The organism is Prauserella flavalba (assembly GCF_003202235.1).
GTDB classification, from domain to species: Bacteria; Actinomycetota; Actinomycetes; order Mycobacteriales; family Pseudonocardiaceae; genus Prauserella_A; species Prauserella_A flavalba.
In genome coordinates this window covers 193434-218738 of record NZ_MASU01000008.1, presented here as the reverse complement: position 1 = coordinate 218738, position 25305 = coordinate 193434, and the positions used below count along the sequence as shown (strand labels likewise).

Annotated in this window: 25 protein-coding genes; 10 read left to right on the top strand and 15 right to left on the bottom strand. The window is 71.9% G+C overall.

Translation table 11 applies throughout. The annotated features are described in order from the left end of the window. Nucleotides 1–9 precede the first annotated feature (9 nt). Genes cutA through BA062_RS21395 form a run of 3 tightly spaced genes read right to left on the bottom strand, consistent with a single transcriptional unit; the run spans nucleotide 10 to nucleotide 1884 of the window. Nucleotides 10–333, bottom strand: a complete 324-nt coding sequence (cutA, locus tag BA062_RS21405) for a divalent-cation tolerance protein CutA (protein WP_110339465.1) — start codon at nucleotides 331–333, stop codon at nucleotides 10–12. Between the two features lie 16 nt (nucleotides 334–349). After that, nucleotides 350–1135 carry an SDR family oxidoreductase gene (locus tag BA062_RS21400; protein WP_110339463.1) on the bottom strand — a complete coding sequence of 262 codons (786 nt, stop codon included), beginning with the start codon at nucleotides 1133–1135 and terminating at the stop codon, nucleotides 350–352. After that, nucleotides 1132–1884: an SDR family oxidoreductase gene (locus BA062_RS21395; protein ID WP_110339461.1), complete on the bottom strand. Its 753-nt coding sequence runs from the start codon at nucleotides 1882–1884 to the stop codon at nucleotides 1132–1134. Before BA062_RS21395 ends, BA062_RS21400 begins: the two co-directional genes overlap by 4 nt. 47 nt (nucleotides 1885–1931) lie before the next feature. Here BA062_RS21395 and BA062_RS21390 point away from each other — a divergent pair, with 47 nt between their 5' ends. Together BA062_RS21390 and BA062_RS21385 are read left to right on the top strand one after the other, a co-directional pair. Continuing rightward, entirely contained in the window at nucleotides 1932–2546 is a 615-nt protein-coding gene (locus BA062_RS21390) for a TetR/AcrR family transcriptional regulator (protein WP_110339459.1), read from the top strand. A gap of 127 nt (nucleotides 2547–2673) precedes the next feature. Further along, entirely contained in the window at nucleotides 2674–3141 is a 468-nt protein-coding gene (locus BA062_RS21385) for a nucleoside deaminase (protein WP_110339694.1), read from the top strand. 49 nt (nucleotides 3142–3190) lie between these two features. Here BA062_RS21385 and BA062_RS21380 read toward each other — a convergent pair whose 3' ends face one another. From BA062_RS21380 to BA062_RS21345, 8 genes are read right to left on the bottom strand one after another with little or no spacing between them, the layout of a single operon-like run. Then, nucleotides 3191–3781 carry a TetR/AcrR family transcriptional regulator gene (locus BA062_RS21380; protein WP_110339692.1) on the bottom strand — a complete coding sequence of 197 codons (591 nt, stop codon included), beginning with the start codon at nucleotides 3779–3781 and terminating at the stop codon, nucleotides 3191–3193. A gap of 14 nt (nucleotides 3782–3795) precedes the next feature. After that, nucleotides 3796–4626 carry an SDR family oxidoreductase gene (locus BA062_RS21375; RefSeq protein WP_110339457.1) on the bottom strand — a complete coding sequence of 277 codons (831 nt, stop codon included), beginning with the start codon at nucleotides 4624–4626 and terminating at the stop codon, nucleotides 3796–3798. A gap of 26 nt (nucleotides 4627–4652) precedes the next feature. After that, nucleotides 4653–5810, bottom strand: coding sequence for an acyl-CoA dehydrogenase family protein (locus BA062_RS21370; protein WP_110339455.1), 1158 nt, complete (start codon nucleotides 5808–5810; stop codon nucleotides 4653–4655). Nucleotides 5811–5813: 3 nt separating this feature from the next. Continuing rightward, the gene (locus BA062_RS21365) at nucleotides 5814–7772 is read right to left on the bottom strand and encodes an ATP-binding protein (RefSeq protein WP_110339453.1); all 1959 of its coding nucleotides are present in this window, start codon (nucleotides 7770–7772) and stop codon (nucleotides 5814–5816) included. A gap of 4 nt (nucleotides 7773–7776) precedes the next feature. Further along, the gene (locus BA062_RS21360; protein WP_110339451.1) at nucleotides 7777–9384 is read right to left on the bottom strand and encodes an acyl-CoA carboxylase subunit beta; all 1608 of its coding nucleotides are present in this window, start codon (nucleotides 9382–9384) and stop codon (nucleotides 7777–7779) included. After that, the gene (locus BA062_RS21355) at nucleotides 9381–10529 is read right to left on the bottom strand and encodes an acyl-CoA dehydrogenase family protein (RefSeq protein WP_110339449.1); all 1149 of its coding nucleotides are present in this window, start codon (nucleotides 10527–10529) and stop codon (nucleotides 9381–9383) included. Before BA062_RS21355 ends, BA062_RS21360 begins: the two co-directional genes overlap by 4 nt. Then, on the bottom strand, nucleotides 10526–12211 hold the full coding sequence (locus tag BA062_RS21350) for an acyclic terpene utilization AtuA family protein (protein ID WP_110339447.1): 1686 nt from the start codon (nucleotides 12209–12211) through the stop codon (nucleotides 10526–10528). Before BA062_RS21350 ends, BA062_RS21355 begins: the two co-directional genes overlap by 4 nt. Further along, a complete protein-coding gene (locus tag BA062_RS21345; protein ID WP_110339445.1) occupies nucleotides 12208–12999 on the bottom strand; it encodes a TIGR03084 family metal-binding protein in 792 nt (263 codons plus the stop codon). The genes BA062_RS21350 and BA062_RS21345 overlap by 4 nt, the downstream gene beginning before the upstream one ends. A 144-nt stretch (nucleotides 13000–13143) precedes the next feature. Here BA062_RS21345 and BA062_RS21340 point away from each other — a divergent pair, with 144 nt between their 5' ends. Both BA062_RS21340 and BA062_RS21335 read left to right on the top strand, forming a co-directional pair. Beyond that, nucleotides 13144–13995, top strand: a complete 852-nt coding sequence (locus BA062_RS21340; RefSeq protein ID WP_110339443.1) for an enoyl-CoA hydratase-related protein — start codon at nucleotides 13144–13146, stop codon at nucleotides 13993–13995. Between the two features lies 1 nt (nucleotide 13996). Continuing rightward, nucleotides 13997–14608: an acetoacetate decarboxylase family protein gene (locus BA062_RS21335; RefSeq protein WP_110339441.1), complete on the top strand. Its 612-nt coding sequence runs from the start codon at nucleotides 13997–13999 to the stop codon at nucleotides 14606–14608. Here the strand turns inward: BA062_RS21335 and BA062_RS21330 are convergent. Then, entirely contained in the window at nucleotides 14517–15608 is a 1092-nt protein-coding gene (locus tag BA062_RS21330; protein ID WP_110339439.1) for an AraC family transcriptional regulator, read from the bottom strand. The genes BA062_RS21335 and BA062_RS21330 overlap by 92 nt on opposite strands. 73 nt (nucleotides 15609–15681) lie before the next feature. On the opposite strand from BA062_RS21330, the gene BA062_RS21325 reads away from it, so the two are divergent. The 6 genes from BA062_RS21325 to BA062_RS21300 all read left to right on the top strand — a co-directional run bounded on the left by BA062_RS21325 (nucleotide 15682) and on the right by BA062_RS21300 (nucleotide 22323). Next, nucleotides 15682–17145, top strand: a complete 1464-nt coding sequence (locus BA062_RS21325; RefSeq protein ID WP_110339437.1) for a flavin-containing monooxygenase — start codon at nucleotides 15682–15684, stop codon at nucleotides 17143–17145. A 91-nt stretch (nucleotides 17146–17236) separates the two neighbouring features. Continuing rightward, nucleotides 17237–17593, top strand: coding sequence for an effector-associated constant component EACC1 (locus tag BA062_RS21320; protein ID WP_146240055.1), 357 nt, complete (start codon nucleotides 17237–17239; stop codon nucleotides 17591–17593). Nucleotides 17594–17683: 90 nt separating this feature from the next. Continuing rightward, on the top strand, nucleotides 17684–19135 hold the full coding sequence (locus BA062_RS21315; RefSeq protein WP_168214047.1) for a cytochrome P450: 1452 nt from the start codon (nucleotides 17684–17686) through the stop codon (nucleotides 19133–19135). 172 nt (nucleotides 19136–19307) lie between these two features. Further along, nucleotides 19308–21176: a diguanylate cyclase domain-containing protein gene (locus BA062_RS21310; RefSeq protein WP_110339690.1), complete on the top strand. Its 1869-nt coding sequence runs from the start codon at nucleotides 19308–19310 to the stop codon at nucleotides 21174–21176. A 2-nt stretch (nucleotides 21177–21178) separates the two neighbouring features. Further along, nucleotides 21179–21628 (top strand): peroxiredoxin, encoded by a 450-nt coding sequence (locus BA062_RS21305; RefSeq protein ID WP_110339431.1) that lies wholly within the window; start codon nucleotides 21179–21181, stop codon nucleotides 21626–21628. Between the two features lie 278 nt (nucleotides 21629–21906). After that, nucleotides 21907–22323 (top strand): hypothetical protein, encoded by a 417-nt coding sequence (locus BA062_RS21300; protein ID WP_110339429.1) that lies wholly within the window; start codon nucleotides 21907–21909, stop codon nucleotides 22321–22323. On the opposite strand, the gene BA062_RS21295 is transcribed toward BA062_RS21300, so the two are convergent. The 3 genes from BA062_RS21295 to BA062_RS21285 all read right to left on the bottom strand — a co-directional run bounded on the left by BA062_RS21295 (nucleotide 22324) and on the right by BA062_RS21285 (nucleotide 25241). Then, the gene (locus tag BA062_RS21295; RefSeq protein WP_110339427.1) at nucleotides 22324–23247 is read right to left on the bottom strand and encodes an RNA polymerase sigma-70 factor; all 924 of its coding nucleotides are present in this window, start codon (nucleotides 23245–23247) and stop codon (nucleotides 22324–22326) included. Nucleotides 23248–23276: 29 nt separating this feature from the next. Then, complete coding sequence (locus tag BA062_RS21290; protein ID WP_110339425.1) at nucleotides 23277–23750, bottom strand: carboxymuconolactone decarboxylase family protein; 474 nt, start codon at nucleotides 23748–23750, stop codon at nucleotides 23277–23279. Nucleotides 23751–24059: 309 nt separating this feature from the next. Further along, nucleotides 24060–25241: an LCP family protein gene (locus tag BA062_RS21285; protein WP_110339423.1), complete on the bottom strand. Its 1182-nt coding sequence runs from the start codon at nucleotides 25239–25241 to the stop codon at nucleotides 24060–24062. Nucleotides 25242–25305: the final 64 nt, after the last annotated feature.

Here is a 25305-nt window from a genome sequence, read left to right as displayed (position 1 = left end):
GCCCCGGGGCTAGACCTTGGTCTCCGTGATCAGCCAGGCCAGGTAGTCGGCGTGCCCGCCGGTGATCGGGGTGACGATCACCTCGGGCACGTCGTAGGTGTGCCGGGCCTTGAGTTCCTCCACCAGGGCGCCTGCGCGGTCGGCGGCCGTCTTCACCTCCACCCGCCACTCCGTGGCGGTCTCCACAGCGCCCTCCCAGCGGTAGACGCTCGTGATGGGGCCGACGATCTGCGCGCACGCGCCGGTCCTGGTCTCGACGGCCGCCGCGGCGAGCGCGCGTGCGGCGTCCTCGGAGTCCGTGGTGGTCGCGACGATGACGTGCTCGGTAGCCATGCCGTCACCTTAGGACTCAGTGCTCGATCGCCTGCTCCACCTTGCGCTGCAGCTTGTTCATCCCGCCGAGCCACCGCTCGTTCTGCGTGGCGCGCGCCGCGTAATAGTCGGCGATCTCCGGGTGCGGCAGGATCAGGAACCGCCCGTCGCGCAGGCCCTCCAGGCACGTGTCGGCCACGTCCTCCGGCTCGATCGCGGAGGCACCCATGATGAACTCGCCCTCCTTGCCGGTGTCGGCGAGCATCTTCGTGCGCACGCCCTGCGGGCAGATCGCCTGCACCGTGATGCCGCGGTGCCGGTAGGTCACCGACAGCCACTCGGCGAAGGCGAGCGCCCCGTGCTTGGTGACCGAGTACGGCGCCGAGCCGAGGCTTGTGAGCAGCCCGGCGGCCGAGACCGTGGCGAGGAAGTGCCCCCGGCCCCGTGCCAGCCACCCGGGCAGCAGCTCCCGCGCGGCGCGCACATGCGCCATCACGTTGACCTCCCACGACAGCGCCCAGCCGTCCTCGGGGGTCTCCGGCCCTCCGTGCACGGCCACACCCGCGTTGGCGCAGAAGAGATCCACCTCGCCGAGCGCGGCCCGTGCCTCGGTCACGAGCCGCCGCACGCCCTCCTCGCTCGCCGCGTCACCGGCCACGGCCACACCGCCGACCTCCTCGGCGACCGCGCGCACGGCGTCGCCGTCGAGATCGGCGAGCACGAGCCGCGCGCCCTGCCCCGCGAGTTTCCTGGCGAGCGCGGCGCCGATCCCGCCACCACCGCCGGTGATCACCACCCCGGCGCCGTCGAGTTCCACGCTCACAGGCCGCCGCCCAGCGTCACGCCGCCGTCGAGCACGAGCGTCTGGCCGGTGAGCCAGCTCGCCTGGTCCGAGAGCAGGAAGCCCACGGCACCGGCGATGTCGGCGGGCACGCCGAGCCGCTTCATCGGGTAGGCCGAGGCCACCTCCTCCTCGCGGTCCTCGTACAGGGCGGTGGCGAACTTCGTCTTCACGATCGCGGGCGCGACGGCGTTGACCCTGATGCCGGGAGCCAGCTCACCCGCGAGCTCCATGGTGAGCCGGATGAGCGCGGCCTTGGTGACGCCGTACATCCCGATGCCGGGCGACGTGCGCAGCCCCGCGATCGAGGCGACGTTGACCACCGACCCGCCGTGCTCGCCCATCCACGCGTCGCGGGCCTTGCGGGTCCACGACAGCGGTGAGAGCACGTTGACGCCGAACAGCTTGGCCGCCGCGTCGGTGTCGACGTCGAGGATCGGCCCGTAGATCGGGTTGATGCCGGTGTTGTTGACGAGGAAGTCGAGGCTGCCGAACGTCTCGATCGTCCTGGCGATGGCGTCGTCCTGGTGCGCCGGGTCGTCGGCCTTGCCGGGCACGCCGATGGCGACGGCGCCGCCGCCCAGCTCCTCCACCGCCTCGGCGAGCGGATCGGGCTTGCGTGCCGTGATGCACACCTTCGCACCGCGCTCGACCAGCTCCTTGGCGATGCCGAGGCCGATCCCCCTGCTCGCCCCTGTCACAATGGCGACGCGATCCTTCAGTGAGTTCACCGGTGCCGTTCTCCAATCCGCGCTAAGCGCTCGCTTACAATCCCCGCATGACGATGTCGTTGTCGGCCGAGTTGTGGCCGGATGTCCAACCGGAAACAGCGCGCAGGCTGATGCTGGCAGGCGTCGAGTCGTTCGCTCAGCGCGGCTACCACGCCACCACCACCCGCGACATCGCCAGCAGCGCGGGCATGAGCCCCGCCGCGTTGTACGTGCACTTTCCCTCCAAGGCGGCGCTGCTGTTCGCGATCAGCCGCAGCGGCCACGAGCAGGCACTCAACCTGGTGCAGGAGGCCGCCGAGAGCACGGACTCGCCTGTGGAGGCGATGCGCGAGATCGTCGAGCGGTTCGTGGCGTGGCACGCGCGGCGGCACACAGTGGCCAGGGTCGTGCAGTACGAGCTGGGCGCACTGCCCGAGCGGGAGTACGAGATCGTGGCGGACCTGCGCCGCGGCATCGAGCGCATCGTACGCGACCTCGTGGCGCGGGGCGTCGAGGAAGGCGTCTTCACGGCCACCGACCCGGGCACGGCCGCGCGCGCGGTGCTCTCGCTCGGCATCGACGTCGCCCGCTGGTACACCGACCGTTCGCGCAAGACGCCGGCGCTGCTCGGCAAGGAGTACGGCCAGCTCGCGTTGCGCATGCTCGGCGCCGCGCAGAGCTGACCGCGTCACCCGGACTTCGTCGGCCACGGCGACATACTAAGCGCTCGCTCACCACTGCCGCCACCGTCCGCGCGTGAACCCGGAAAATGCTTGCCGACGGCAGGCGCGCTGCCGGAGAGTGGAGATCATGACCGCGTTCGACCCCGCCGCCCTGCTCACCGTGGCACGGGAGGAGGCCCGCACCGGTGAGGCCGAGGGCGGCGTCCCCATCGGTGCCGCCCTGTTCACCGTCACCGGCGAGCTGCTCGGCCGGGGACACAACCGGCGCGTCCAGGACGACGACCCCTCGATGCACGCCGAGACCAGCGCCTTCCGCGCCGCGGGCCGCCGCCCGCACTACCGCGACACGGTGATGGTCACGACGCTGTCGCCATGCTGGTACTGCAGCGGCCTCGTGCGCCAGTTCGGCATCTCCCACGTCGTGATCGGCGAGGCGAGAACGTTCTCCGGAGGGCACGACTGGCTCGCCGAGCACGGCGTCGGCATCACCCTGCTCGAGGACCCCGAGTGCATCGCGATGATGACCCGGTTCATCGAGCGGCGTCCCGAGCTGTGGTTCGAGGACATCGGCACCGAGCCGCCCCCGGAACACTGACCACTCCACCGCCGCGCCACAGCCGGCGGCACCGTGGCCCGGCTACGGCCTAACCGACCACGGGCTCCAGCATCTTCGCCCACTGGCTGGTGATCTGCTGCCTGCGCGCGGTGTCGTCGGCGAGCAGGTTCGCCAGCCCGAGGCCGCGCGCGAGGTCCAGGGTCGCCTGCACCGTCTCCCGCACGCCCGCCTGCGACTCGTCCGCGCCCAGCAGCTCCACGGCGACCCTGTGCGCCTCGCGGCCGACCTTCGCCTGCAGGGGCACCAGCACCGCACGCAGCGCCGCGTCGGTGGACGCGGCGACCCAGAGGTGCAGTGCGGCGCGGAACTTCTCGCCGGTGTAGAGGTCCAGCAGCATCCGCGCCACGGGCAGCGCGCGCGACGGGCCCGCCGGCAGTGCCGCGGCCCGCTCGCGCAGTTCCTCGATCTGCTCGTCGCCGAGGTAGCCGACGGCGGCGACCACGAGATCCTCCCGCGTCGGGAAATGGTGCTGGGCCGCACCCCGCGACACGCCGGCCCGCTCGGCGACGACCGACATGGTGGTGCCGTGCCAGCCGAGCTCGGCCAGGCACTCGACGGCGGCGTCGATCAGCCGCCGTCGCGTGGTCCGGCTGCGCTCCTGCCTCGGCTCCCGCAGCACAGGGGTGTCGCGGGTCAAGCCGGATCAACCCAGAAGTCGAGCTGAAGGTCCTCCTCGCGCTCCCCGATCCGGTACTTCGACAGGTCCGTGACGCCCTCGGCGGCCAGCACCTCGTCGTCGATGAAGAACCGCCCGGTGACCTCGCGGCTCGGCTTGGTCAGCACCGCGTACGCCGCGTCGGCCATGATCTCCGGGGTCCGCGACCGGCTCGCCAGCTCGGCGCCGACGACGTTGCGGATGGCGGCCGTGTCGATCGTCGTCCTCGGCCACAGCGAGTTCGCCGCGATGCCGTCGCCCTTCAGCTCGGCGGCGAGGCCGACGGTCACGAGGCTCATCGAGTACTTCGCGATGCTGTACGCCAGGTGCCCGGCCTGGAACCACTTCTCCTCCAGCCGGATGGGCGGCGACAGCGTGAGAATGTGCGGGTTGGCCGACCGGCGCAGGTGCGGGATCGCGGTGCGCGAGAGCACGAACGACCCGCGCGCGTTGATGTCCTGCATCAGGTCGTAGCGCTTCATCGGGATGTGCTCGGACGGCGTCAGGTCGATCGCGCTCGCGTTGTTGACGACGATGTCGATGCCGCCGAACTGCTCCGCGGTCTTCGCCACGGCCGCGGCGACGGCGTCCTCGTCGCGCACGTCGCCGACGATGGGCAGGGCCTTCCCGCCCGCCTCCTCGATCGCCTTGGCGGCCGTGTGGATGGTGCCGGGCAGCTTCGGGTGCGGCTCGGTGGTCTTGGCGATCAGCGCGACGTTCGCGCCGTCGCGCGCGGCGCGCACCGCGATGGCCTCCCCGATGCCCCGGCTGCCGCCGGACATGATCAGCGTCTTCCCCGCCAACGTCATGGCTTTCGTCTCCGTTCCGGTCGTACTCAGTAGGACTTGGGCAGGCCGAGGCTGTGCTGGGCGACGAAGTTCAGCACCATCTCCCTGCTCACCGGTGCGATGCGGCCGACGCGCACGGCGCCGAGCAGCGTGCCCAGCCCGTACTCGGTGGCGAGGCCGTTGCCGCCGTGCACCTGCACGGCCTGGTCGACGGCCCGGATGGCCACCTCCGCGCCCGCGTACTTGGCCATGTTGGCGGCCTCGCCCGCGCCGAAGTCGTCACCGGAGTCGTAGAGCGCGGCGGCCTTCTGCGTCATGAGCTTGGCCAGCTCCAGCTCGATCTTCACCTGGGCGAGGGGGTGCGCGAGACCCTGGTGCGCGCCGATCGGCACGCCGAAGACGCTGCGCTCCTTCGCGTAGGCCACGCCCTTGGCGAGCGCGTACCGCGCGATGCCGACGGAGAACGACGCGCCCATGATGCGCTCGGGGTTGAGCCCGGCGAACAGCTGCGCGATGGCCGCGTCCTCCGAGCCGACCAGCGCCTCGGCGGGCAGCCGCACGTCGTCGAGGAACAGCCCGAACTGCTTGTCGGCCGAGACGAGGTCCATCGGGATCTGCTGGTACTCGAAGCCCGGCGTGTCGGTGGGCACGATGTAGAGCGCGGGCTTGAGCCGTCCCGTCTTCGCGTCCTCGGTGCGGCCGACGATCAGCACGGCGTCGGCCTCGTCGACGCCGGAGATGAACACCTTCCGTCCGCTGAGGATCCAGTCGGACCCGTCGCGCCGCGCGGTGGTGGTGATGCGGTGCGAGTTGGACCCGGCGTCGGGCTCGGTGATGCCGAAGGCCATGCGCACGCTGCCGCCCGCGAACCCGGGCAGCCACTGCTTCTTCTGTTCGCCGGTGCCGTAGCGGGCGATCACGGTCGCGCAGATCGCGGGCGACACCACCATGAGCAGCATCGGCGTGCCTGCCGCGCAGAACTCCTCACACACGGCGGCGAGATCGCCGATGCCCGCGCCCCCTCCGCCGTACTCCTCGGGCACGGACACGCCGAGGTAGCCGAGCCTGCCCGCCTCGTCCCACAGCTCGGTGGTGTGCCCACCGCTGCGCGCCTTCTCCGCGTAGTACTCGTGACCGTAGCTGCGCGCCAGGTCAGCGACGGCCTTGCGCAGCTCCTGCCGCTCGGCCGACTCGACGAACTCCATGCCTCACTCCTCCGTGTTCACGACCGCGAGCACCGTGCCCGGTTCGACCTGCTGGCCGACCACCACGGGCAGTTCCGTCACCACGCCGTCCGCGGGCGCGGCGATCCGGTGCTCCATCTTCATGGCCTCCAGCCACAGCAGCGGCGCACCCGCGCGCACCGTGTCCCCCGGCCCGACCGCGATCCGCACGACCGTGCCGGGCATCGGCGCGAGCAGCGAGCCCGCGGCGACCTCGGCGTCCGGGTCCGTGAACCGGGGCACGGGCGTGAGGCTCACGGGGCCGAGCGGCGAGTCCACCGCGACCAGCCCCGGGTACCGGGCGACGGTGAACACCCGCCGCACGCCGTCCGTCTCCAGCACCACGCGCTCCGGCGCGGCCTCGGCGAGCACCACATCCTCGTAGCCCTCGGCCTTCAGGCCGTCGCGGCCGAGGGTGTAGCGCACCTCGTGCTCCTCGCCTGTCACGGTGTAGGCCTTGCGCTGCGGCAGCCCGCCGACGTTGCGCCAGCCGCTGGGCAGCCCGCCCAGCACCGCCGCGCGCTCGCGGTTCGCCGCGGCGTCGGCGAGTGCCGCCGCGAGCACCGAGAGCCGCACGGTGTCGCCGCCGGCCAGTGGCGCGGCGAGCGTGGCGAGCCCGTGCCGGTCGAAGAACGCGGTGTCGGTCTCCCCCGCCAGGAACGCGGGGTGCCGCAGCACGTTGACCAGCAGGTCGCGGTTGGTGCGCAGGCCGTGGATCTTCGCCCTCGCCAGCGCACCGGCGAGGGCCCGGGCGGCCGCGGCCCGGTCGGGGCCGTGGGCGATCACCTTCGCGAGCATCGGGTCGTAGTGCACGCCCACCACCGAGCCGCCGGCGACGCCGCTGTCGAGGCGGATGCCGTGGCGACCCGGGACGGCGAACTCGGCGACCACGCCGGGCACGGAAAACGCGTGCAGCACCCCGCTCTGCGGCCGCCAGTCCGCGGCGGGATCCTCGGCGTAGAGGCGGACCTCGATCGCGTGCCCTGTCCACTGTGGAGGCTCGCCGTCGAGCCGGGCTCCCTCGGCGATCCGCAGCTGGAGGTCCACCAGGTCGAGTCCCGTCGTGCACTCGGTGACGGGGTGCTCCACCTGCAGGCGGGTGTTCATCTCCAGGAAGTAGAAGTCACCGTCGGCGGTGGCGAGGAACTCGACGGTGCCCGCGCCGACGTAGCCGACGGCCTTCGCGGCCTTCGCCGCGGCGTCGAACAGGCGCTCCCGCATCGCCGCGTCCACGAGCGGGGACGGCGCCTCCTCCACCACCTTCTGGTGCCGCCGCTGGATCGAGCACTCGCGCTCGCCGACCGTCCACACGGTACCGTGCCGGTCGGCCATCACCTGCACCTCGATGTGCCGCCCGGTGTCGAGATACCGCTCGCAGAACACGGTCGCGTCGCCGAACGCCGAGGCCGCCTCCGCGCTCGCGCCGCGCACGGCGTCGTCGAGGCCGGCGAGCTCGCGCACCACCCGCATGCCCCGTCCCCCGCCCCCGGCCGATGCCTTGACGAGCACCGGCAGGTCGGCCACGCCGACCTGCGAGGGGTCCAGCTCGGGCAGCACCGGCACGCCCGCGGCGGCCATGAGCCGCTTGGACTCCACTTTGGAGCCCATCGTCTCGATGGCCTCCGGCGACGGCCCGATCCACACCAGCCCGGCGTCGAGCACGGCACGCGCGAAGGCGGCGTTCTCCGCGAGGAAGCCGTAGCCGGGGTGCACGGCGTCCGCCCCGGCGTCGAGCGCCGCCTTCACCACGAGGTCGCCGCGCAGGTAGGTGTCCGACGGCGCGTCGCCGGGCAGGCGGATCGCGGCGTCGGCGGCGGCGACGTGCGGCGCGCCCGCGTCGGCGTCGGAGTACACGGCGACGGTGCCGATCCCGGCATCGCGGCAGGAGCGGAAGATCCGCAGGGCGATCTCACCCCGGTTGGCCACCAGCACGTTCTCGATCATCAGCTCACATCCGGAAGACGCCGAAGCCGGTGCCGTCGAAGGTGGCACCCTGGACAGGGTTGTTGTGGATGGCCGAGAGGCACAGGCCCAGCACCGTGCGCGTGTCCCTCGGGTCGATCACGCCGTCGTCGTAGAGGCGGCCGGAGAGGAACATCGGCAGCGACTCGGCCTCCACCTGCGCCTCGACCGCCGCCCGCATCGCGGCGTCGCCGTCCTCGTCATAGGCCTGCCCGCGCGCCTCGCTCGCCGCCCTGGCCACGATCGACAGCACGCCGGCCAGCTGCTGCGGGCCCATCACCGCCGACTTCGCGCTGGGCCACGCGAAGAGGAACCGCGGATCGTAGGCGCGCCCGCACATGCCGTAGTGGCCCGCGCCGTAGGAGGCGCCGATGAGCAGCGAGATGTGCGGCACCTTGCTGTTGGACACCGCGTTGATCATCATCGCGCCGTGCTTGATGATGCCGCCCTGCTCGTAGTCCTTGCCCACCATGTAGCCGGTGGTGTTGTGCAGGAACAGCAGCGGCGTGTCGGTCTGGTTGGCGAGCTGGATGAACTGCGCCGCCTTCTGCGACTCCTCGCTGAACAGGATCCCGCGCGCGTTGGCGAGCACGCCCACCGGGTAGCCGTGCACCCGCGCCCAGCCGGTGACGAGACTGTTGCCGTACAACGGTTTGAACTCGTCGAACTCGGAGCCGTCGACCACGCGCGCGAGCACGTCCCTCGGGTCGAACGGCACCTTGAGCCCGTCGGGCACGACGCCCAGCAGCTCCTCCTCGTCGTACCGGGGAGCGGTGACGGGGCCCGGTGCGGGGCCGCGCTTGCGCCAGTTGAGCCGCGCGACGATCCGGCGCCCCAGGCGGATCGCGTCGGGCTCGTCGCGCGCGAGGTAATCGGCGAGCCCCGAACGGCGGGCGTGCATCGCCGCCCCGCCGAGCGACTCGTCGTCGGACTCCTCGCCGGTGGCCATCTTCACCAGCGGCGGCCCGCCGAGGAACACCTTGGACCGCTCCTCGATCATCACGACGTGGTCGGACATACCCGGCACGTAGGCGCCGCCCGCGGTGGAGTTGCCGAAGACGAGCGCGATCGTGGGGATCCCGGCGGCCGACAAGCGCGTGAGGTCGCGGAACAGCCTGCCGCCGGGGATGAAGATCTCCTTCTGCGTCGGCAGGTCGGCGCCGCCCGACTCGACGAGGTTGATCACCGGGAGCCGGTTCTCCAGCGCGATGTCGGAGGCGCGGAAGATCTTGCGCACGGTCCACGGGTTGCTCGCCCCGCCGCGCACCGTGGGGTCGTTGCCGATGATCACGCATTCGACGCCCTCGACCACGCCGATGCCGGTGACCACGCTCGCGCCGACCGTGAAGTCGCTGCCCCAGCCCGCCAGCGGCGACAGCTCCAGGAACGGCGAGTCCTCGTCGAGCAGCAGCTCGATGCGCTCGCGCACGAGCAGCTTGCCGCGCTGGTGGTGGCGTGCGGTGTACTTCTCGCCGCCGCCCTCGACGGCCTTGGCGTGCTCGGCCTCCAGCTCGGCCAGTTTGGCGAGCATCGCGTCGCGGTAGCCGGCGAACTCCGCGCTCGCCGTGTCCAGTGTCGACCGCAGTGCCGTCACGCCGTGTACCCCAATCGCTTCGCCGCGAGTCCGGCCAGTATCTCGGTGGTGCCGCCGCCGATGCCGAGGATCCGCATGTCGCGGTAGTGCCGCTCCACCTCGGACTCGCTCAGGTAGCCGAGCCCGCCGTGCAACTGCACCGCTTCGTTGACCACCCACTCGCCCGTCTCGACCGCCGTGTTCTTGGCGAAGCACGCCTCGGCGATCATCTCCTCGCCCGCCACGTGCCGCTGGGCGACGTGCCGGACGTAGGTGCGCGCGACGTCGATCCTGCGCGCCATGTCGACGAGCTTGTGCTGCACGAGCTGCCGGGAGATGAGCGGCCTGCCGAACGTCTCCCGCAGCCGGCACCACTCGACGGTGAGGTCCAGCGCCCGCTGCGCCGTCGCGTACGCCTGCACCGCGAGCGACAGCCGCTCGGTGACGAACTGGGTGGCGACCTGCGCGAAGCCGCTGTTCTCGGCGCCCACCAGGTTCGCGGCCGGCACCTTGGCGTCCACGTAGGACAGCTCGGCGGTGTCGGAGCAGTGCCAGCCCATCTTGTCCAGCTTGCGGGTCACCGTGAAGCCGGGCGTGCCGCGCTCGACGACGAGCAACGACAGCCCGTGCGCACCGGGCTCGCCCGTGCGCACCACGGTGGTGACGAAGTCGGCCCGGCAGCCCGAGGTGATGAACGTCTTGGCGCCGTTGACGACGTAGTGGTCTCCTTCGCGCCGGGCGGTGGTGCGCACCCCGGCGACGTCGGACCCGCCGTCGGGCTCGGTCACGGCGAGGGAGCCGATCAGCTCCCCCTTCAGCGTCGGCCGGACCCAGGTGTCGATCTGGTCGGGATCGCCCGCCGCCGCCAGATGGGGTACCGCGATACCGCACGTGAACAGCGAGGCGATGAGCCCGCCGGAGCCGCCCGCGTAGTGGATCTCCTCGGTGACGGTGAGCGCGTCGAGGTAGTCGCCGCCCTCGCCGCCCACGCTCTCCGGGAAGGCGATGCCGAGCAGGCCGAGCTCGCCCGCCTTGCGGTGCAGGTCCCTCGGCAGCTCACCGGCACGCTCCCATTCGGCGAGATGGGGCAGCACCTCGGCCTCGGTGAAGCGGCGCACCGTCTTGCGCAGGGCCACGCGCTCCGGGGTGGCGAAGGGGTCGGTCACAGCAGCTCCTCCGGGATGTCGACATGGCGGCTTCGCAGCCATTCGCCGAGCGCCTTGGCCTGCGGGTCGAACCGGGCCTGCGCCGCGACGCCCTCGCCGAGCAGGCCCTCGATCACGAAGTTCACGGCACGCAGGTTGGGCAGCAGGTAGCGGTGCACCGGCAGTTCCGCGGTCTCGGGCAGCAGCCGCCGCAGCTCCCCAGCGGTCAGGGTGTGGGCCAGCCAGCGCCACGCGCGCTCAGAACGCACCCACACGCCGACGTTCGCGTTGCCGCCCTTGTCGCCACTGCGGGCGCCCGCGACGAGGCCGAGCGGCGCGCGGCGCACGGGCCCGTGCGGCAACGGCTCCGGCAGCGCCTGCTCGTCCACAGGGGACAGTTCGAGGGTCCGCTCAGCCGGGGCGACGTCCACCCTGGTGCCGTCGGGCAGCACGGCGACGTGCGGCACCTCGCGGGCGTCCACGTAGGCGTCGGTGTAGACGCCGTACGGCGAGGCGTCGGCCGGCGGCGCGGTGACGTGGAAGCCGGGGTAGCTCGCGAGGGCCTGCTCGATGGCGGCGCCGCTGAACGCCCGCCCGGCGACCTTCGGGTCGGGATCCTTGACGGCACAGTGCAGCAGCGCGCTCGCCGCCTCCTCGGTGCCGGCGTCCTCGTGGTCGGTGCGGCCGAGCGTCCAGCGCACCTCGCGCGGCGGCCGGTCCTTCAGCGCGGCCTCCAGCTGCTCGCGCACGAGTGCCGCCTTGGCCTCGATGTCCAGGCCGGTGAGCACGAACGTCACCTCGTTGCGGAACCCGCCGAGCCGGTTGAGGCACACCTTGAGCTCCGGTGGTGGCGGCTCGCCGCGCACACCGCCGATGCGCACACGGTCGGGGCCGTCGTCGCTCAGCACCAGCGTGTCGAACCGCGCGGTGACGTCGGGTCCCGCGTAACGGGCGCCGCCGATCTCGTACAGCAGCTGCGCGGTGACCGTGCCCGTGGTGACCACGCCGCCGGTGCCCTCGTGCTTGGTGATCACGCTGGAGCCGTCGGCGTGGATCTCGGCGATCGGGAACCCGGGCACGCCGACCGAGTGCTCGGTGAAGAACGCGTAGTTGCCGCCGGTGGCCTGCGCACCGCACTCGATCACGTGCCCGGCCGCGACGGCCCCCGCGAGGGCGTCGTAGTCGTCGCGGGCCCAGCCGAAGTGGGCGGCGGCGGGGCCGACGATCACCGACGCGTCGGTGACCCGGCCGGTCACCACCACGTCCGCGCCCGCCTTCAGGCATTCGGCGATGCCCCACGCGCCAAGGTAGGCGTTGGCGGTCAGCGGCTCGCCCAGCCCCAGCTCGCCCGCCCTCGGCAGCAGATCGTCGCCCTCGACGTGGGCGACGCGGACGTCGATGCCGAGCCGGGCGGCCAGCTCGCGCACCGCGTCGGCAAGCCCGGCGGGGTTGAGCCCGCCCGCGTTGGTGACGATCGTGACGCCGTTGTCCTTGGCCAGCCCCAGATTCTCCTCCAGCTGGCGCAGGAACGTCTTGGCGTAGCCGCGAGCGGGGTCCTTGAGCCGGTCGCGGCCGAGGATGAGCATGGTCAGCTCGGCGAGGTAGTCGCCGGTGAGCACGTCGAGCGGCCCGCCGGTGAGCATCTCGCGGACCGCGGCGAAGCGGTCGCCGTAGAAGCCCGACGCGTTGCCGATCCGGATCATGCGAACTGCCCCGGTTCCCGGCCCTTCCCCGGCGGGCCCGCGAACGCCTGCGCCAGGCCGAGCCACTCCTGGGCCGACTCGCCCTCGGCGCGCACGTCGGTGTCGGCGGGATGGCGGCGCTGGGTGACGATGAGGCAGAAGCCGAGCGCGCTGCCGGTGACGCGTTGCGTGGCGTCTTCCGGCCCGAAGGTCCAGCGGCTCCCGTCCGGCGCGGTCAGCTCGACGCGGAACTCCTCCGTGGGCGCGGCGAGCGAGTGCAGGGCGAACGCGAAGTCCCGGGTGCGCACACCGAACCTGGCGATGTGCCGCAGCCGCGCCGTGGGCGCGCGCTCGACGCCCAGCGCGTCGGCGATGTCCTGCCCGTGCGCCCAGGTCTCCATCATGCGGGCGGTCGCCATCGAGGCGGCGCTCATGGGCGGGCCGTACCACGGCAGTTTCGTGCCGGCGGGCACGGCGGCGAGCGCGTCGCGCAGGTCGGCCCTGCCGCGCCGCCAGCGCTCCAGCAGCTCGGCGGGCCGGGTGGGGGCCAGCTCAGCGGCGCCCTGATCGGCGTAGGCGTCGACCGCGACGAGGGCTCGCTTCAGCTCCTCGCCGAAGTCGTCCGGCCGGCGGGCGGCGAGCAGCGCCTTCTCGTCCGTCCAGTGCAGGTGGGCGATCTGGTGCGCGATCGTCCACCCCTCGGCCGGGGTCGGCCGGGCCCAGTCCGGCTCCGGTAGCCCGGCCACGAGCCCGTCGACGTCCCGGCTCTCCGCGTCCAGGTCGGTGAGGATCGCCTCGAGATCCGCCACGCAGCACCTCCTCGAGCTGTCTGCGGCCAGACTGGCACCGCCCACGACGGAAATCAAGCACGCGTGATTGTTTTCTTGTTGGCAAGTTGCCAGTAAGGTCGGCGTGCAATACGGTCGCCTCAACGACGACGCCAGGAGACCTTCGTGGGTGACGACAGCGAGTACACCGAGATCACGTACCGGGTCGCCGACCGGATCGCCACGGTCGCGCTGAACCGGCCGCAGGCGCGCAACGGCTACACCGTGCGCATGGCCGACGAGCTGGCCGCCGCGTTCGACCGGGCCGACGCCGACGAGGACGTGCGCGTCGTCGTGCTCACGGGCGAGGGCCCGGACTTCTGCGTCGGCGCCGACCTGTCGCAGGGCGGTTTCGACTTCGACGCCGAGACCGGGCCGGGCCCCGAGTGGCAGGAGCCGGCGGGCCGGTGCTCGAAGCGGATCTTCGCGATGGACAAGCCCGTGATCGCCGCCATCCACGGCGCCGCGATCGGCGGCGGCATCACCATCACGCTGTCGGCCGACTACCGGCTCGCCGCCACCGACGCGCGCTTCGGATTCGTCTTCACCCGCAGGGGCATCTACCCCGAGGGCGCGTCGGCGTGGTACCTGCCCCGGCTCGTCGGGCTCGGCCGCGCCGTCGACTGGATGGTCAGCGGCCGCGTGTTCGGCGCCGAGGAGGCCCACACCGCCGGGCTGGTGCACAGCCTGCACGAGCCGGGCGAGCTGCTCGACGCGGCGTACGCGCTCGCCGCCGACCTCGCCGCCAACACCGCGCCCGTGTCCGTCGCGGTCACCCGGCAGCTGCTCTACCGGATGTCCGGAATGGACTCACCGCTGCCCGTGCACGAGCTCGACTCCAAGCTCATCGGCAGCATCACCAGGAACCCCGACGCCGTCGAGGGCGTACTGTCGTTCCTGCAGAAGCGGCCACCGGAGTTCCGCCTGCGCGCCGGGGCGGACCAGCCGGACTTCCTGCCCTGGCGCCGGGAGAGCTGACATGCCGGAGTACCCGCCCGAACCGTGGAACCTCGCGGGCAACGCCTACCTGTCGGTGTGGACCGTGCCGCCGGCCGCCCTGCCCAGGGTGCCCGCCGTGGTCGATCCGGTCACGGTCGCCGGCAAGGCCGTGGTGTTCACCGCGTGGATCGACTATCAGCCGCCGGGCGAGCTGTCCTACCACGAGCTGCTGTCCACTGTGGCCGTCCGCAACGGACTGCGAGCCACCGGCAGCATCACCGAGATCTGGGTCGACAGCGAGGTGTCGCTCGCCGGCGGCCGGGCGCTGTGGGGCATCCCGAAGGACCTGGCGACGCTGGAGTTCGCCTACGGCAGGGGGTTCACCGCCTCGGCGAGCACCGGCGACGACTGGATCGCCACGGCGGCGTTCTCGCCCCGGCCCGGCCCGCCCGTGCGCCTGCCCGCGAACTTCGGGATCGCGCAGGAGGTCGACGGAAGGCCACTGGTGAGCGACGTCCGCTCGAAGGGCCGCCCGCACGCGGCGTCGGCGAGCTGGAACATCAATCCGCACGGCCCGCTGGGCTACCTGGCCGGCCGCCGTCCGCTGGTGAGCGCGCACCTGGGCGACTTCCGGATCCGGTTCGGCGCCTGAACTCCCTGGGGCTCACGCCCTTCCAGCGCGTGAACGCGTGGATGAAGCTCGACGCCTCGCTGTAGCCGAGCCGGTAGGCGATCTGCTCCACCGACAGCGCCTGCGTGGCGAGCAGCTCCTCGGCGTAGGCCTCCCGCACCTCGTCCAGCAGCGCGCGGTACGTCGTGCCCTCGGCGGCGAGCCTGCGCCGCAGCGTGCGCACCGTCATGGCGAGCGCGGCCGCGACCTGCTCCATGTCGGACCGCAGCCCGTCGACGGCCAGCAGCTGGTCCCGCACCAGGCGCGCGACCCCCGTGCGCGCGCGGCGGCGGGCGAGCAGCTCCCGGCACTGGCGCTCGCAGAGCGCCGCCGTGTGCTCGTTGGCCTGCGGCATCGGCTGGTCGAGCAGCGCCCGGCCGAACGACACGCGCGTGTGGTCGTACCCGAACTCCGGCTCGAGACCCAGCAGCCCCCGGTACGGCCCGGCATCGGCCGGCTCCGGCAGCCGCAGCGCGACCCGGTGCGCCCGCAGCGGCGCGCCGACCTGTTCCCTCACGAGGGTGAAGATCGCGGCGATGTCCCTGGCCAGCAGGAAGGACCGGACATCGGCGGGCACGTCGTCGTCGCGGCAGTGCAGGTGCGCGGCCTCGCCGTCGACCCGCAGCTCGGGCACGCAGAAGACGTAGGTCAGCTCGATGTAGCGCAGGGCGAGCTCCACCGCGTCGCGCACGGTGCGGCTGCTCGTGACGGCGTAACCCCAGATCCCGTACGACGTCGCGTGGTAGCGCTGCCCCGCGGTGAGCCCGAGCAGGGCGACGTCGCGGCCGGGACAGCTCCGGATCAGGTTGCGCACCACCGCCAGCTCCTGGTGCGCCTCGACCTGGGCGAGCGGGTCGTGGAGGACCGTCTCGTCGAGGCCCGTGCCGCGCAGCACCTCGCCCCTGGGTACGCCGAGCTCCCCCGCGAACTCGGCCAGCAGCGCGGCGCTCATCACCCCGCGCGGGAAGTCCCAGCCGATCATGTGTCCGAAAATATCAACAACTTGTCCCCGCTTCCGCTGGGGCGGGCCGAGGGCCGGACCTACCGTTGCCCGCATGACCACCACCCGCACGACCGCGCTGATCGTGGGGACCGGGTTCGGCGGCGTCGCCACGGCGATCGAGCTGCGCCGCTCCGGGCTCCATGACTTCGTCGTACTGGAGAAGGCCGAGGACCTGGGCGGGGTCTGGCGGGAGAACACCTACCCCGGCTCCGGCTGCGACGTCCCTTCGCCGCTGTACTCCTACTCCTACGCGCGCAACCTGCGGTGGCCCCGGCGCTACGCCGCCCAGCCCGACATCCACGCCTACCTCGAGCGCACCGCGCGCCGGTTCGGCGTGCTCCAGCACATCCGCTTCGGCCAGGAGGTGACCTCCGCCGAGTTCGACGGGGGCACCGGCGAGTGGCACGTGCGCACCGCGTCCGGCGCCGAGTACGTCACGCGTGCCTTCATCGCGGCCACCGGTCAGCTCTCGCGACCCGCGCTCCCGCCGATCCCCGGCATCGGCGACTTCGAGGGCACCTCGTTCCACTCGGCCGAGTGGAACCACGGCGCCGAGCTGGCCGGCAAGCGGATCGCCGTGATCGGCACCGGCGCGAGCGCGATCCAGTTCGTGCCGGAGATCCAGCCCGCCGCCGCGCACGTCACGGTGTTCCAGCGCTCGGCGCAGTACATCCTGCCCAAACGCGACCACGCCTACAAACCCTGGCACCACAAGGCTTTCCGGGTCCTGCCGATTCTGCAGACCCTGGACCGGCTCGGCTTCTGGCTCTACGCGGAGTTCGCGCAGCAGTGCCTGTCGAAGTGGCGGTTCTTCACCCCGTTGTTCGAACGGCAGACGAGCAGGCACCTGCGGGAGCAGGTCGCCGACCTGGAGCTGCGCCGCAAGCTCACCCCCGACTACGCGCTGGGCTGCAAGCGGGTGCTGTTCAGCAACGACTACCTCCCGGCCATGACGAAGTCCAATGTGGACCTTGTGACCGAGAAGGTGATCGAGGTGACGCCGCGGGGTGTGCGCACGGCCGACGGCGTCGAGCACGAGGTGGACGTGATCATCTACGGCACCGGCTTCGCCGCGCAGGAGCTGCTCGCGCCGATGCGGATCAGCGGGCTGGACGGGCGGGCACTGTCCGACGCCTGGAGCGAGGGCGCCCGCGCGCACCTGGGCATCACGGTTCCCGGCTTTCCCAACCTGTTCCTCATCTACGGGCCCAACACCAACCTCGGCGGCGGCTCGATCATCTACATGCTGGAGAGCCAGGCGCGCTACGTCCGCGACGCGGTGCGCATCCTCGCCGGGAATCCCGGCCGGTACCTCGACGTGCGCCCCGTGGCCGAGCAGGAATGGGACACCGAGGTGCAGACGCGGCTGGCGCGCTCGGTGTGGACCCGGTGCAGCAGCTGGTACCGCAACGAGCATGGCCGCGTGGTGAGCAACTGGCCCGGCCGCACGCACGAGTACCGCAGGCGGACCCGCAAGGTGAACCTGGCCGACTTCCGCGTCGGCGCCGCCGGGTAGGCTCTGAAAAAGACGCGGGCCATCGTGCTGGTGGCACCCGCTGGAGCGCTGTTAGCCTGCGCCTTTCCCACCACCCGCGGGGGAGCTTTCCGTGTCGCCCGGAACAGTTGCGGTCAGCGTTGCCGGATTCACCGAGGAACTGCGGTCACTCGCCTTCTGGATGAGCGACGAGGACGAGTTCCACGGCTGTGTGTCGCTGCGCGAGCAGCCGGACTGGGACGGCGAGCCGGGCGGCGTTCCGGATGCCGTCGTGGTGGTGCTCTGCGCTGACACGGCGAGCGCGTTCGTGACCTCCCTGCTCACCTGGCTCTCCCGCCACCATGCGCTCGGCAGGGTCACCCTCACGGCGCGCGGCCCCTCCGGCCGGGAGATCGAGCTGGAGTGCGGTGCCGAGGACGACGCGACCGCGCTCGTCGGGATCCTGCGCCCGCTGCTGGACGACGGCTGAGCTACCTCGGGCACCCGACCGGCGGAACGCTCTTGTCACGTTGCCAATAGTGCGGGACCGTGGAGACGGCTGAACGAGGAGATGGTCGCCATGGTGACAGCCGTCGACAGGATGACCGAGACGCTTCGCGAGCGGATCCCGCCGCTCACGGCCGTGCCCCTGCCCCGCGCGGTCGACGAGCGCGTGCTGCGCAGGCAGTGGCCGTCGAGCGAGTTCGCCGCCCCTCCGCCCGGCAGCGGGCTCAAGGCCATTCCCGGCGACGCCGGGCCACCGCTGCTCGGGCACACCGTCCGCATGATGCGCTACGGCGTGCCGTACGGCCTGCAGCGGTTCGAACGCTACGGGCCCGTGTGGTGGTCGGGCGCGTTCGGCAGGCGCATCGTGACGCTCACCGGCCCGGACGCCACACAGGTGGCCCTGATCAACAAGGACAAGGCGTTCAGCCAGGAGGGCTGGCGCTTCTTCATCGAGCGCTTCTTCAACCGCGGCCTCATGCTGCTCGACTTCGGCGAGCACCACACCCACCGCAGGATCATGCAGGAGGCCTTCACCCGCGACCGCCTCGTCGGCTACGTCGACAGCATGGGACCCACCCTGCGCGAGGGCGTCGCCTCGTGGGCGAGCACCCCGAACCCCCGCCTCTACTGGGCGCTCAAGCAGCTGACCCTCGACGTCGCCACCCGCGTGTTCATGGACATGCCCAGCGGCGCCGACGCGCTCAAGATCAACCGCGCGTTCGTGGCGTGCGTGCGCGCCGCGACGGCCGTGGTGCGCCAGCCCGTGCCCGGCGGCCGCTGGCGCGCGGGACTGAAGGGCAGGCAGCTGCTGGAGCGGTACTTCGCGAGCAACCTGCCCGCCAAACGCGCCGGCGAGGGCACCGACCTGTTCTCCGCGCTGTGCCACGCCACCACCGACGAGGGCGAGCGCTTCACCGACGCCGACGTGATCAACCACATGATCTTCCTCATGATGGCCGCGCATGACACGTCCACGATCACGAGCACGGCCGCCGCCTACTACCTCGCCAAGCACCCGGAGTGGCAGGAGCGGGCCCGCGAGGAGTCCCTCGCGCTCGGCGACGAGCTGCCCGGCACCGAGGCGCTCGACCGGCTGGACACGCTGGACCTGGTGATCAAGGAGTCGCTGCGGCTCGTCGCCCCGGTGCCGAGCATGTCGCGCAAGACGGTCAAGGACACCGAGGTGCTCGGCTACTACCTGCCCGAGGGCACCCTCGTCGGCGTGTCGCCCAGCGTGAACCACTTCGACCCGCGCTACTGGACCGCCCCGCACACGTTCGATCCCGAACGATTCGGCGCCGGGCGCAGGGAGGACAAGTCCCACCGGTTCGCGTGGATGCCCTTCGGCGGCGGCGCCCACAAGTGCATCGGCTTGCACTTCGGGACCTACGAGGTCAAGGCACTGCTGCACGAGATGCTGCGCCGGTACCGGTGGAGCGTCCCGCGCGGCTACCGGGTCCGCTGGGACTACGTCTCACTTCCCGTGCCGGTCGACGGCCTGCCCATCCACCTCCACCGCGTCTGACTACGATGAGTGATCATCTAGCGTGAGAGAACCACTCGGACAGCCGGTAGACACACCGTTGGGCGCATGATGCTGTTGCAAGGCTCTCGGCCGACTCGGGGCCGGTGCGTGCCGCGCGGCGGCCCACACCGGCACTGAGCTGGCCTTCGACGCGTGTGTGGAGAGGTGCAAGGTGCCGAAGCCTGGTGGCACACCAGGGTTGGTGGACATCGCCCGCCGCTGGGCGGCACAACTTGCCGGCACGAACGGGGTAACCCTGTCCGCCGGCGAACTCGAAGGCGTCCTCATGTCGGTCGCCGAGGAGGCCTACGCGCGCGCCGACACCGCCAAGGAGGCGGCGATCCAGCGCTTCGCCGACCTGTACTCGGCCACCCCCGTCGGGGTGCTGCTGGCCGACCAGGAGGGCAGGGTCCTCGACGCCAACCCCGCGCTCACCCACCTGCTCGGCCACCGGCCCGAGGACCTCGCGGGCAAGCCGGTCACCGACCTGTGCGCCACGCCGAAGGACACCGAGGCGGTGCTCGCCGGGCTGGAGGACCTGCGTTCGCTGCGCAAGTCCCGGCACCGCGAGCCGGTGGAGCTGGAGCACGCCGAGGACGGTCCACTGCGGACACACGTCACGATCGCGGGCCTGCCCGGTGACACCCCCGGCACGATCTACCCCGTGCTGCTGGTCGAGGACGTCAGCGAGCTGAGCCTGCTGCGCGAGGCGCTGCGCAAGCAGAACGTGCAGGACCCGCTCACGGGCCTGCCCAACCACCGCAGCTTCGTCAACAAGCTCGAGGCCACGCTCGCCCTGCCCGACGACGACCAGATCGCGCTCGTCTACCTCGACGTCGACGGCTTCAAGGTCGTCAACGACGGGCTTGGCCCCGGCGCGGGCGACCAGGTGCTGCGCCACGTCGCCCGCAAGCTCGAGGACACGTTCAGCGGCCACGGCGCGTTCCTCGCCCGCCTCTCCGGCGACGGCTTCGCCGTGCTGATGCGCGGCGCGCTCACGAGCGCCGCCGTGATCGACCTCGTCGAGGAGGCGATGACCGAGCTCGCGGAACCGGTCTACGTGGACGGCAAGGGCATCGGCGTGAGCGTCAGCGTCGGGATCGTCGTGCAGGACGCCCACGGCCGCACGCAGGAGGACCTGCACCGGGCCGCCGAGATCACGCTGCACCGCGCGAAGGAGAACGGGCGCGCGCAGTGGATGCTGTTCGAGGAGGAGCTCGACAGCCGCGACCGGCGCCGGTACGGCATCGGCGCCGTGATCGGCGGGGCGCTGGAGAACGGCGAGTTCGAGCTGGAGTACCAGCCGACCGTCAAGCTCGACGGCAGCGACGAGATCGCCGTCGTCAACGCCGTGCTCCGCTGGAACCACCCCGAGCACGGCGTGCTCGGTCCCGACGAGTTCTTCCCGCTCGCCGACACCACCGGCATGACGCCGAGCCTCGGGCGGTGGCTGCTCACCCGCTCGATGGCGGACGCGGCCGCCTGGCACGCCGCCTTCCCCGCCACCCCCGACCTCTGCATCCGGCTGCCGCTGCGGTTCGCGATCGACCCGAACCTCGTCGGCATCGTCAGGGACCAGCTGGAGTCCACCGGGCTGCCGTCGCACAAGCTGCGCATCTGCACCGACGCCGCCGCGCTGTCCGACCCGCGCGGGGAGGTGCTGGAGGCGCTGGCCGTGCTGGCCGACCTGGACGTCAAGATCACCCTCGCCGTGGCGGCGGGCGCCGATCTGGAGCTCATCCACACCCATCAGCTGCCGGTCGGCTTCCTCATCCTCGCCGGGCCGCTCGTCGACGCGCTCGCCTCCGAGGGCCCCGAGGCCGACACCGCCCGCAAGCACCTCGCCGCGCTGCTCGAGCGGGCCGCGGCGCTGGGCGTCAAGCGGATCGGCGCCGAGGGCGTGCACACCGTCGAGCACGCGCGGCGGCTGCGGGAGCTGGGCATCGTCGCCGGGCGCGGCAGGCTGTACGGCCGCGCCGCGACCGCCGACGAGATCACGTCGCTCATCGAGCAGCGCGGTCCCCGGCCCGTAGGATCGTGACCATGAAGCAGGGAGAGCTCGCGCCGGACTTCACGCTGCCCGACGAGAACGGCAAACCGCGCACCCTCTCGGAGTTCCTGGAGACCGGCCCCGTGGTGCTGTTCTTCTACCCCGCCGCCATGACGCCGGGCTGCACCGCCGAGAGCTGCCAGTTCCGCGACCTCGCCGCCGAGTTCACCGACGCGGGCGCGCACCGGATCGGCATCAGCCCCGACCCTGTCGACAAACAGCTCGAGTTCACCAACAAGCACAGCTTCGACTTCCCGCTGCTCTCCGACGCCGACGCCGCCGTGGCGACGCGGTTCGGGGTGCGGCGCAAGTTCGGCCCGCTGCTCACCAAGCGGCACACGTTCGTGATCGACACCGACCGCAGGGTGCTCGCGGTGATCAAGAGCGAGCTGCGCATGGCCGTGCACGCCGACAAGGCACTCGAGGTCCTGCGCTCGCGCTGACCCGGAGCGGCCGGCACGGCAACGGGCCACCCGAGGCCACCCCCAGGGGAAACCGGGTCTCGGATGGCCGCTGCCGAGCGCCGCGGCGGCGTGCCCGCGGCCAAGCCTGACGCATCGGTGTACATGTTTCGTACAAAGGCGGCGTGCGCGATGTTCACCCACCGGCCTACCTGTGGCACTGTTCGCGTCGGCGGTCTGGACCTAACATCCGGGTCTGGGCGGGATGGCCTGAGCATCCTTTCTGTACCCGTCCTGTATCTCCCTTGTGGAGAGCCGTCATGCGTGGCCGAACACTGCTGCCGTTGCTCGCGACCACATTCGCCGTACTCGCCCCGCCGCCGCCGTCGGCCAGGCTCGCCTCCCCGCTCACCTTGTCCGCCGATATGTCCACTGTGTACGGAGACGACATCGGCGCCCGGTACACCGGTGGTGCCTTCACCGGCACCGGCTACCTCCTGCCGCCCGAGCAGCCGCTGGGCGAGAACGTCAACCGCGTCACCACCGCCCTCGGAGCGGGTGACCGCCGGGACCGCCGTCGAGATCGACGTCCGGGGCTGGCCGGGGCCGGTGGACGCCGTGGACCCCGGCGGGAACCGTGCTGCCGCAACCCACATCGGACCCGACCACTACGTCTCCGCCGCTACCTGGACACCGGCGCGGCCGAACCTGGCGTGCCGGAGTGCCGAGCGACGTGATCAGGCCCTCGGCTTGCGGGCCTGCTTCACCTCGCGGTCGACGGCCCACGCGTCGGCGACCGGGCCGAGGTGCCCGAGCTTGTCGGGGTTGATGATCGAGCGGATCGTCTGGACTCGCCCGTCGAGCACGTCGAGGACCAGCGTGTAGAGGATCCGGCCCTCCCGGTCGCGGAAAAGGGCGCCGGGCTGCCCGTTGATCTCGTGCGGCTCGCACGTCACGCCCACCTGGAGCAGCCAGGAGTAGACCGTGTCCAGCAACGGGGCCACCTTGTTCGCACCCACGACGGCCCTCGCCAGCTGCGGCGCCTTGCCACCGCCGTCCCCGACCAGCTGCACGTCGGCGGCCAGCAGGCTCCGCAGTCCCGCCACGTCACCGCCGGCCAGCGCGTCGAAGAACCGCGTCGCCAGCTCCCGCCGTTCCCTCCGGTCGGCCGCAAACCGCGGGCGCCCCTCCTCCATGTGCCGCCGTGCCCGCACCAGCAGCTGCCGGCACGCCGCCTCCGACCGCCCCACCGCCGCGGCGATGTCGGCGAAGCCGAACGCGAACACCTCCCGCAGCACGAACACCGCCCGCTCCAGCGGGCTGAGCCGCTCCAGCAGCAACAGCGCCGCCATCGACACCGAGTCGGCCAGCTCCGCGGCCCGGCCGGGGTCCTCGTACGGGTCGTCGAGCAGCGGCTCGGGGAACCACGGGCCGACGTACTGCTCCCGCCGCACCCGCGCGGAACGCAGCACGTCGATCGAGATCCGGGTGACCGTGGCCGACAGGAACGCCTTGACCGACTCCGGCCGGGTCGCCGAGGCGTCGAACCGCAGCCACGTCTCCTGCACCGCGTCCTCGGCCTCGCCGACACTGCCCAGGATGCGGTAGGCGATCGAGAACAGCAGCGGCCGCAGATCCTCGAACTCCTCGACCTTGCTCACCGGGATCTCCTCCCCTGCCGCGCTGGCGTTCAGTGAAGCTGGCCGGCGACGTAGTCGCCAGCGGGCTGCTGGGTGATGATGTTCATCCGGTTGGCCGTGTTCATGAAGCCCACCAGGAGCACCAGTGCGGTGAGCTGGTCGTCGTCGTAGTGCTTGGCGGCGCGCTCCCACACCTCGTCGCTGACGCCGCCCGCCCCGTCGGCGACCCTGGTCCCCTCCTCCGCCAGCTCCAGCGCGGCACGCTCGGCCTCGGTGAAGACCGTGGCCTCGCGCCACGCCGCGACCAGTGCCAGCCGCACGGACGTCTCACCGGCGGCGGCGGCCTCCTTGGTGTGCATGTCAAGGCACACGGCGCAGCCGTTGATCTGGCTCACCCGCAGCGACACCAGCTCCTGCGTCGCGGCGGGCAGCGCCGACTCCTTGAGCGCCTTGCCCACCGACATGAACTGCTTGAGGACCTTGCCCGCGGTGGGGCTGGTGAAGAAGTTCAGTCGCGCGTCCATGCTGTCCCTCCAGGGGTCGTCCTTCGCTACAACCCCCGAGACGAGACAGCCCGGCACCCCTGTGACATGGCCTGGTGTGACCTGGGTCTCCGGTCAGCCGCCGAGGTCCGCCTCGGTCACCGTCGACCAGCGGATCGTCTCGTTCGCGCTGCCGGCGAGGCCCGCCTCGTCGCGCGCACCGCCCGAGGTGGCATTCAGCGGCACCAGGTCGATGTCGCCCGCATCGGCGCAGAATTTCGAGGACAGCCCCCAAGGCCACCTTTGTTGCGTTGAACGCAACAAAGGTGGCCTTGGGGGCCGATCAAGCGGCTAGTTGACGATCGCGCTGTCCGGGACGGGGGTGTCGTTGCGGAAGGCGTCGAAGAGGGCCTGCGACTTCTCCTCGTCCCAGTTCTCCGCCGAGCTGTCCGTGGTGGGCATGGTGGTGGTCACCACGCCGCCGTCGGAGATCCCGCGCATCGCCCAAGCCAGGCCCAGCAGGTTGTGCAGGTGGTCGCCGGTGTCCATGGTCAGCGCGTCCGGCGCGTCCGCGAGCAGCGGGAACACGTCGAACGGGTTCAGCAGCGTCGACGGGCTCGCCATCTGGCTCGCCATCGCGCCGATGAACTTTCGCTGGTTGGCCACGCGGTCGAGGTCCGACCTCGGCGTCGCCGAGCTGTACCGCATGCGCACGAAGCCCAGCGCCTGCGCGCCGTCGAGGGTCTGCTTGCCCGCCGGGATGACGATGCCGGTCTTGGTGTCACGCATCTCCGCGGGGATGTCCATCTCGACGCCGCCCATCGCGTCGACGAGGTTCGCGAAGCCGCCGAAGCCGATCTCGGCGTAGTGGTCGATCCGCAGGCCCGTGGCCTGCTCGATGGTCTGGGCGAGCAGCGGCGCGCCCCCGAACGAGAACGCCGCGTTGATCTTGTTGGTGCCGTAGCCGGGGATCTCCACCTGCGAGTCGCGCGGCAGGCTCAGCAACGTCGGCGCGGTGTCGTTGTCCGGGATGTGGGCGATCATGATCGTGTCGGTGCGCTGCCCGCCGGTGTCACCGGTCACCAGCTGCGCCTGCTGGTCGGCGTCGAGGCCCGCGCGCGAGTCGGAGCCCACGATGAGCCAGTTGGTGCCCGACGCCGCCGCCGGCCTGCCCTCGTAGTCGGGCAGGGCGTCGATGCGGTTGATGGAGAACTCGAGATAGAGCCACACGGCGCCGATGAACAGCACGAACACCAGCGCCAGAGCCATGAGCACGCGGCCGAACGACCAGCGCCTGCGGCGCGGCGGCCTCGGGCGTTCGCCGTCCGGCGGCGGCTGGTGCGGGGGCTGGTGGCCGGGCACGGGCGCCACGCGCGTCGGCTGGTGCCGGGGGCGGGGCGGCGGCCCCTGCCGTGCCCGGTCGCTGCCCGGCACGGGCAGCATCTGCGCGCTCTGGTGTTCCCTGGGGCCGCGGGGCGGCCGGCGGTTGCCGCCGGGCGGTTGCTGCCCGCCGTAGTGTCCGCCGTACGTCATCGTCGTCTCCCGATCGGTGTCGTGCCGCGTCCGTGCGGGCCTTACTAAACCTCATGTCCCTCGT

Coding starts and splice junctions, on each gene's coding strand:
- BA062_RS21330 (WP_110339439.1), bottom strand. CDS start 15,608: ATGATCGGCTGGGACTTCCCGCGCGGGGTGATGAGCGCCGCGCTGCTG.
- BA062_RS21385 (WP_110339694.1), top strand. CDS start 2,674: ATGACCGCGTTCGACCCCGCCGCCCTGCTCACCGTGGCACGGGAGGAG.
- BA062_RS21290 (WP_110339425.1), bottom strand. CDS start 23,750: ATGGACGCGCGACTGAACTTCTTCACCAGCCCCACCGCGGGCAAGGTC.
- BA062_RS21375 (WP_110339457.1), bottom strand. CDS start 4,626: ATGACGTTGGCGGGGAAGACGCTGATCATGTCCGGCGGCAGCCGGGGC.
- BA062_RS21335 (WP_110339441.1), top strand. CDS start 13,997: ATGCCGGAGTACCCGCCCGAACCGTGGAACCTCGCGGGCAACGCCTAC.
- BA062_RS21315 (WP_168214047.1), top strand. CDS start 17,684: ATGGTGACAGCCGTCGACAGGATGACCGAGACGCTTCGCGAGCGGATC.
- BA062_RS21305 (WP_110339431.1), top strand. CDS start 21,179: ATGAAGCAGGGAGAGCTCGCGCCGGACTTCACGCTGCCCGACGAGAAC.
- BA062_RS21365 (WP_110339453.1), bottom strand. CDS start 7,772: ATGATCGAGAACGTGCTGGTGGCCAACCGGGGTGAGATCGCCCTGCGG.
- BA062_RS21325 (WP_110339437.1), top strand. CDS start 15,682: ATGACCACCACCCGCACGACCGCGCTGATCGTGGGGACCGGGTTCGGC.
- BA062_RS21285 (WP_110339423.1), bottom strand. CDS start 25,241: ATGACGTACGGCGGACACTACGGCGGGCAGCAACCGCCCGGCGGCAAC.
- BA062_RS21300 (WP_110339429.1), top strand. CDS start 21,907: ATGCGTGGCCGAACACTGCTGCCGTTGCTCGCGACCACATTCGCCGTA.
- BA062_RS21370 (WP_110339455.1), bottom strand. CDS start 5,810: ATGGAGTTCGTCGAGTCGGCCGAGCGGCAGGAGCTGCGCAAGGCCGTC.
- BA062_RS21350 (WP_110339447.1), bottom strand. CDS start 12,211: ATGATCCGGATCGGCAACGCGTCGGGCTTCTACGGCGACCGCTTCGCC.
- cutA (WP_110339465.1), bottom strand. CDS start 333: ATGGCTACCGAGCACGTCATCGTCGCGACCACCACGGACTCCGAGGAC.
- BA062_RS21390 (WP_110339459.1), top strand. CDS start 1,932: ATGACGATGTCGTTGTCGGCCGAGTTGTGGCCGGATGTCCAACCGGAA.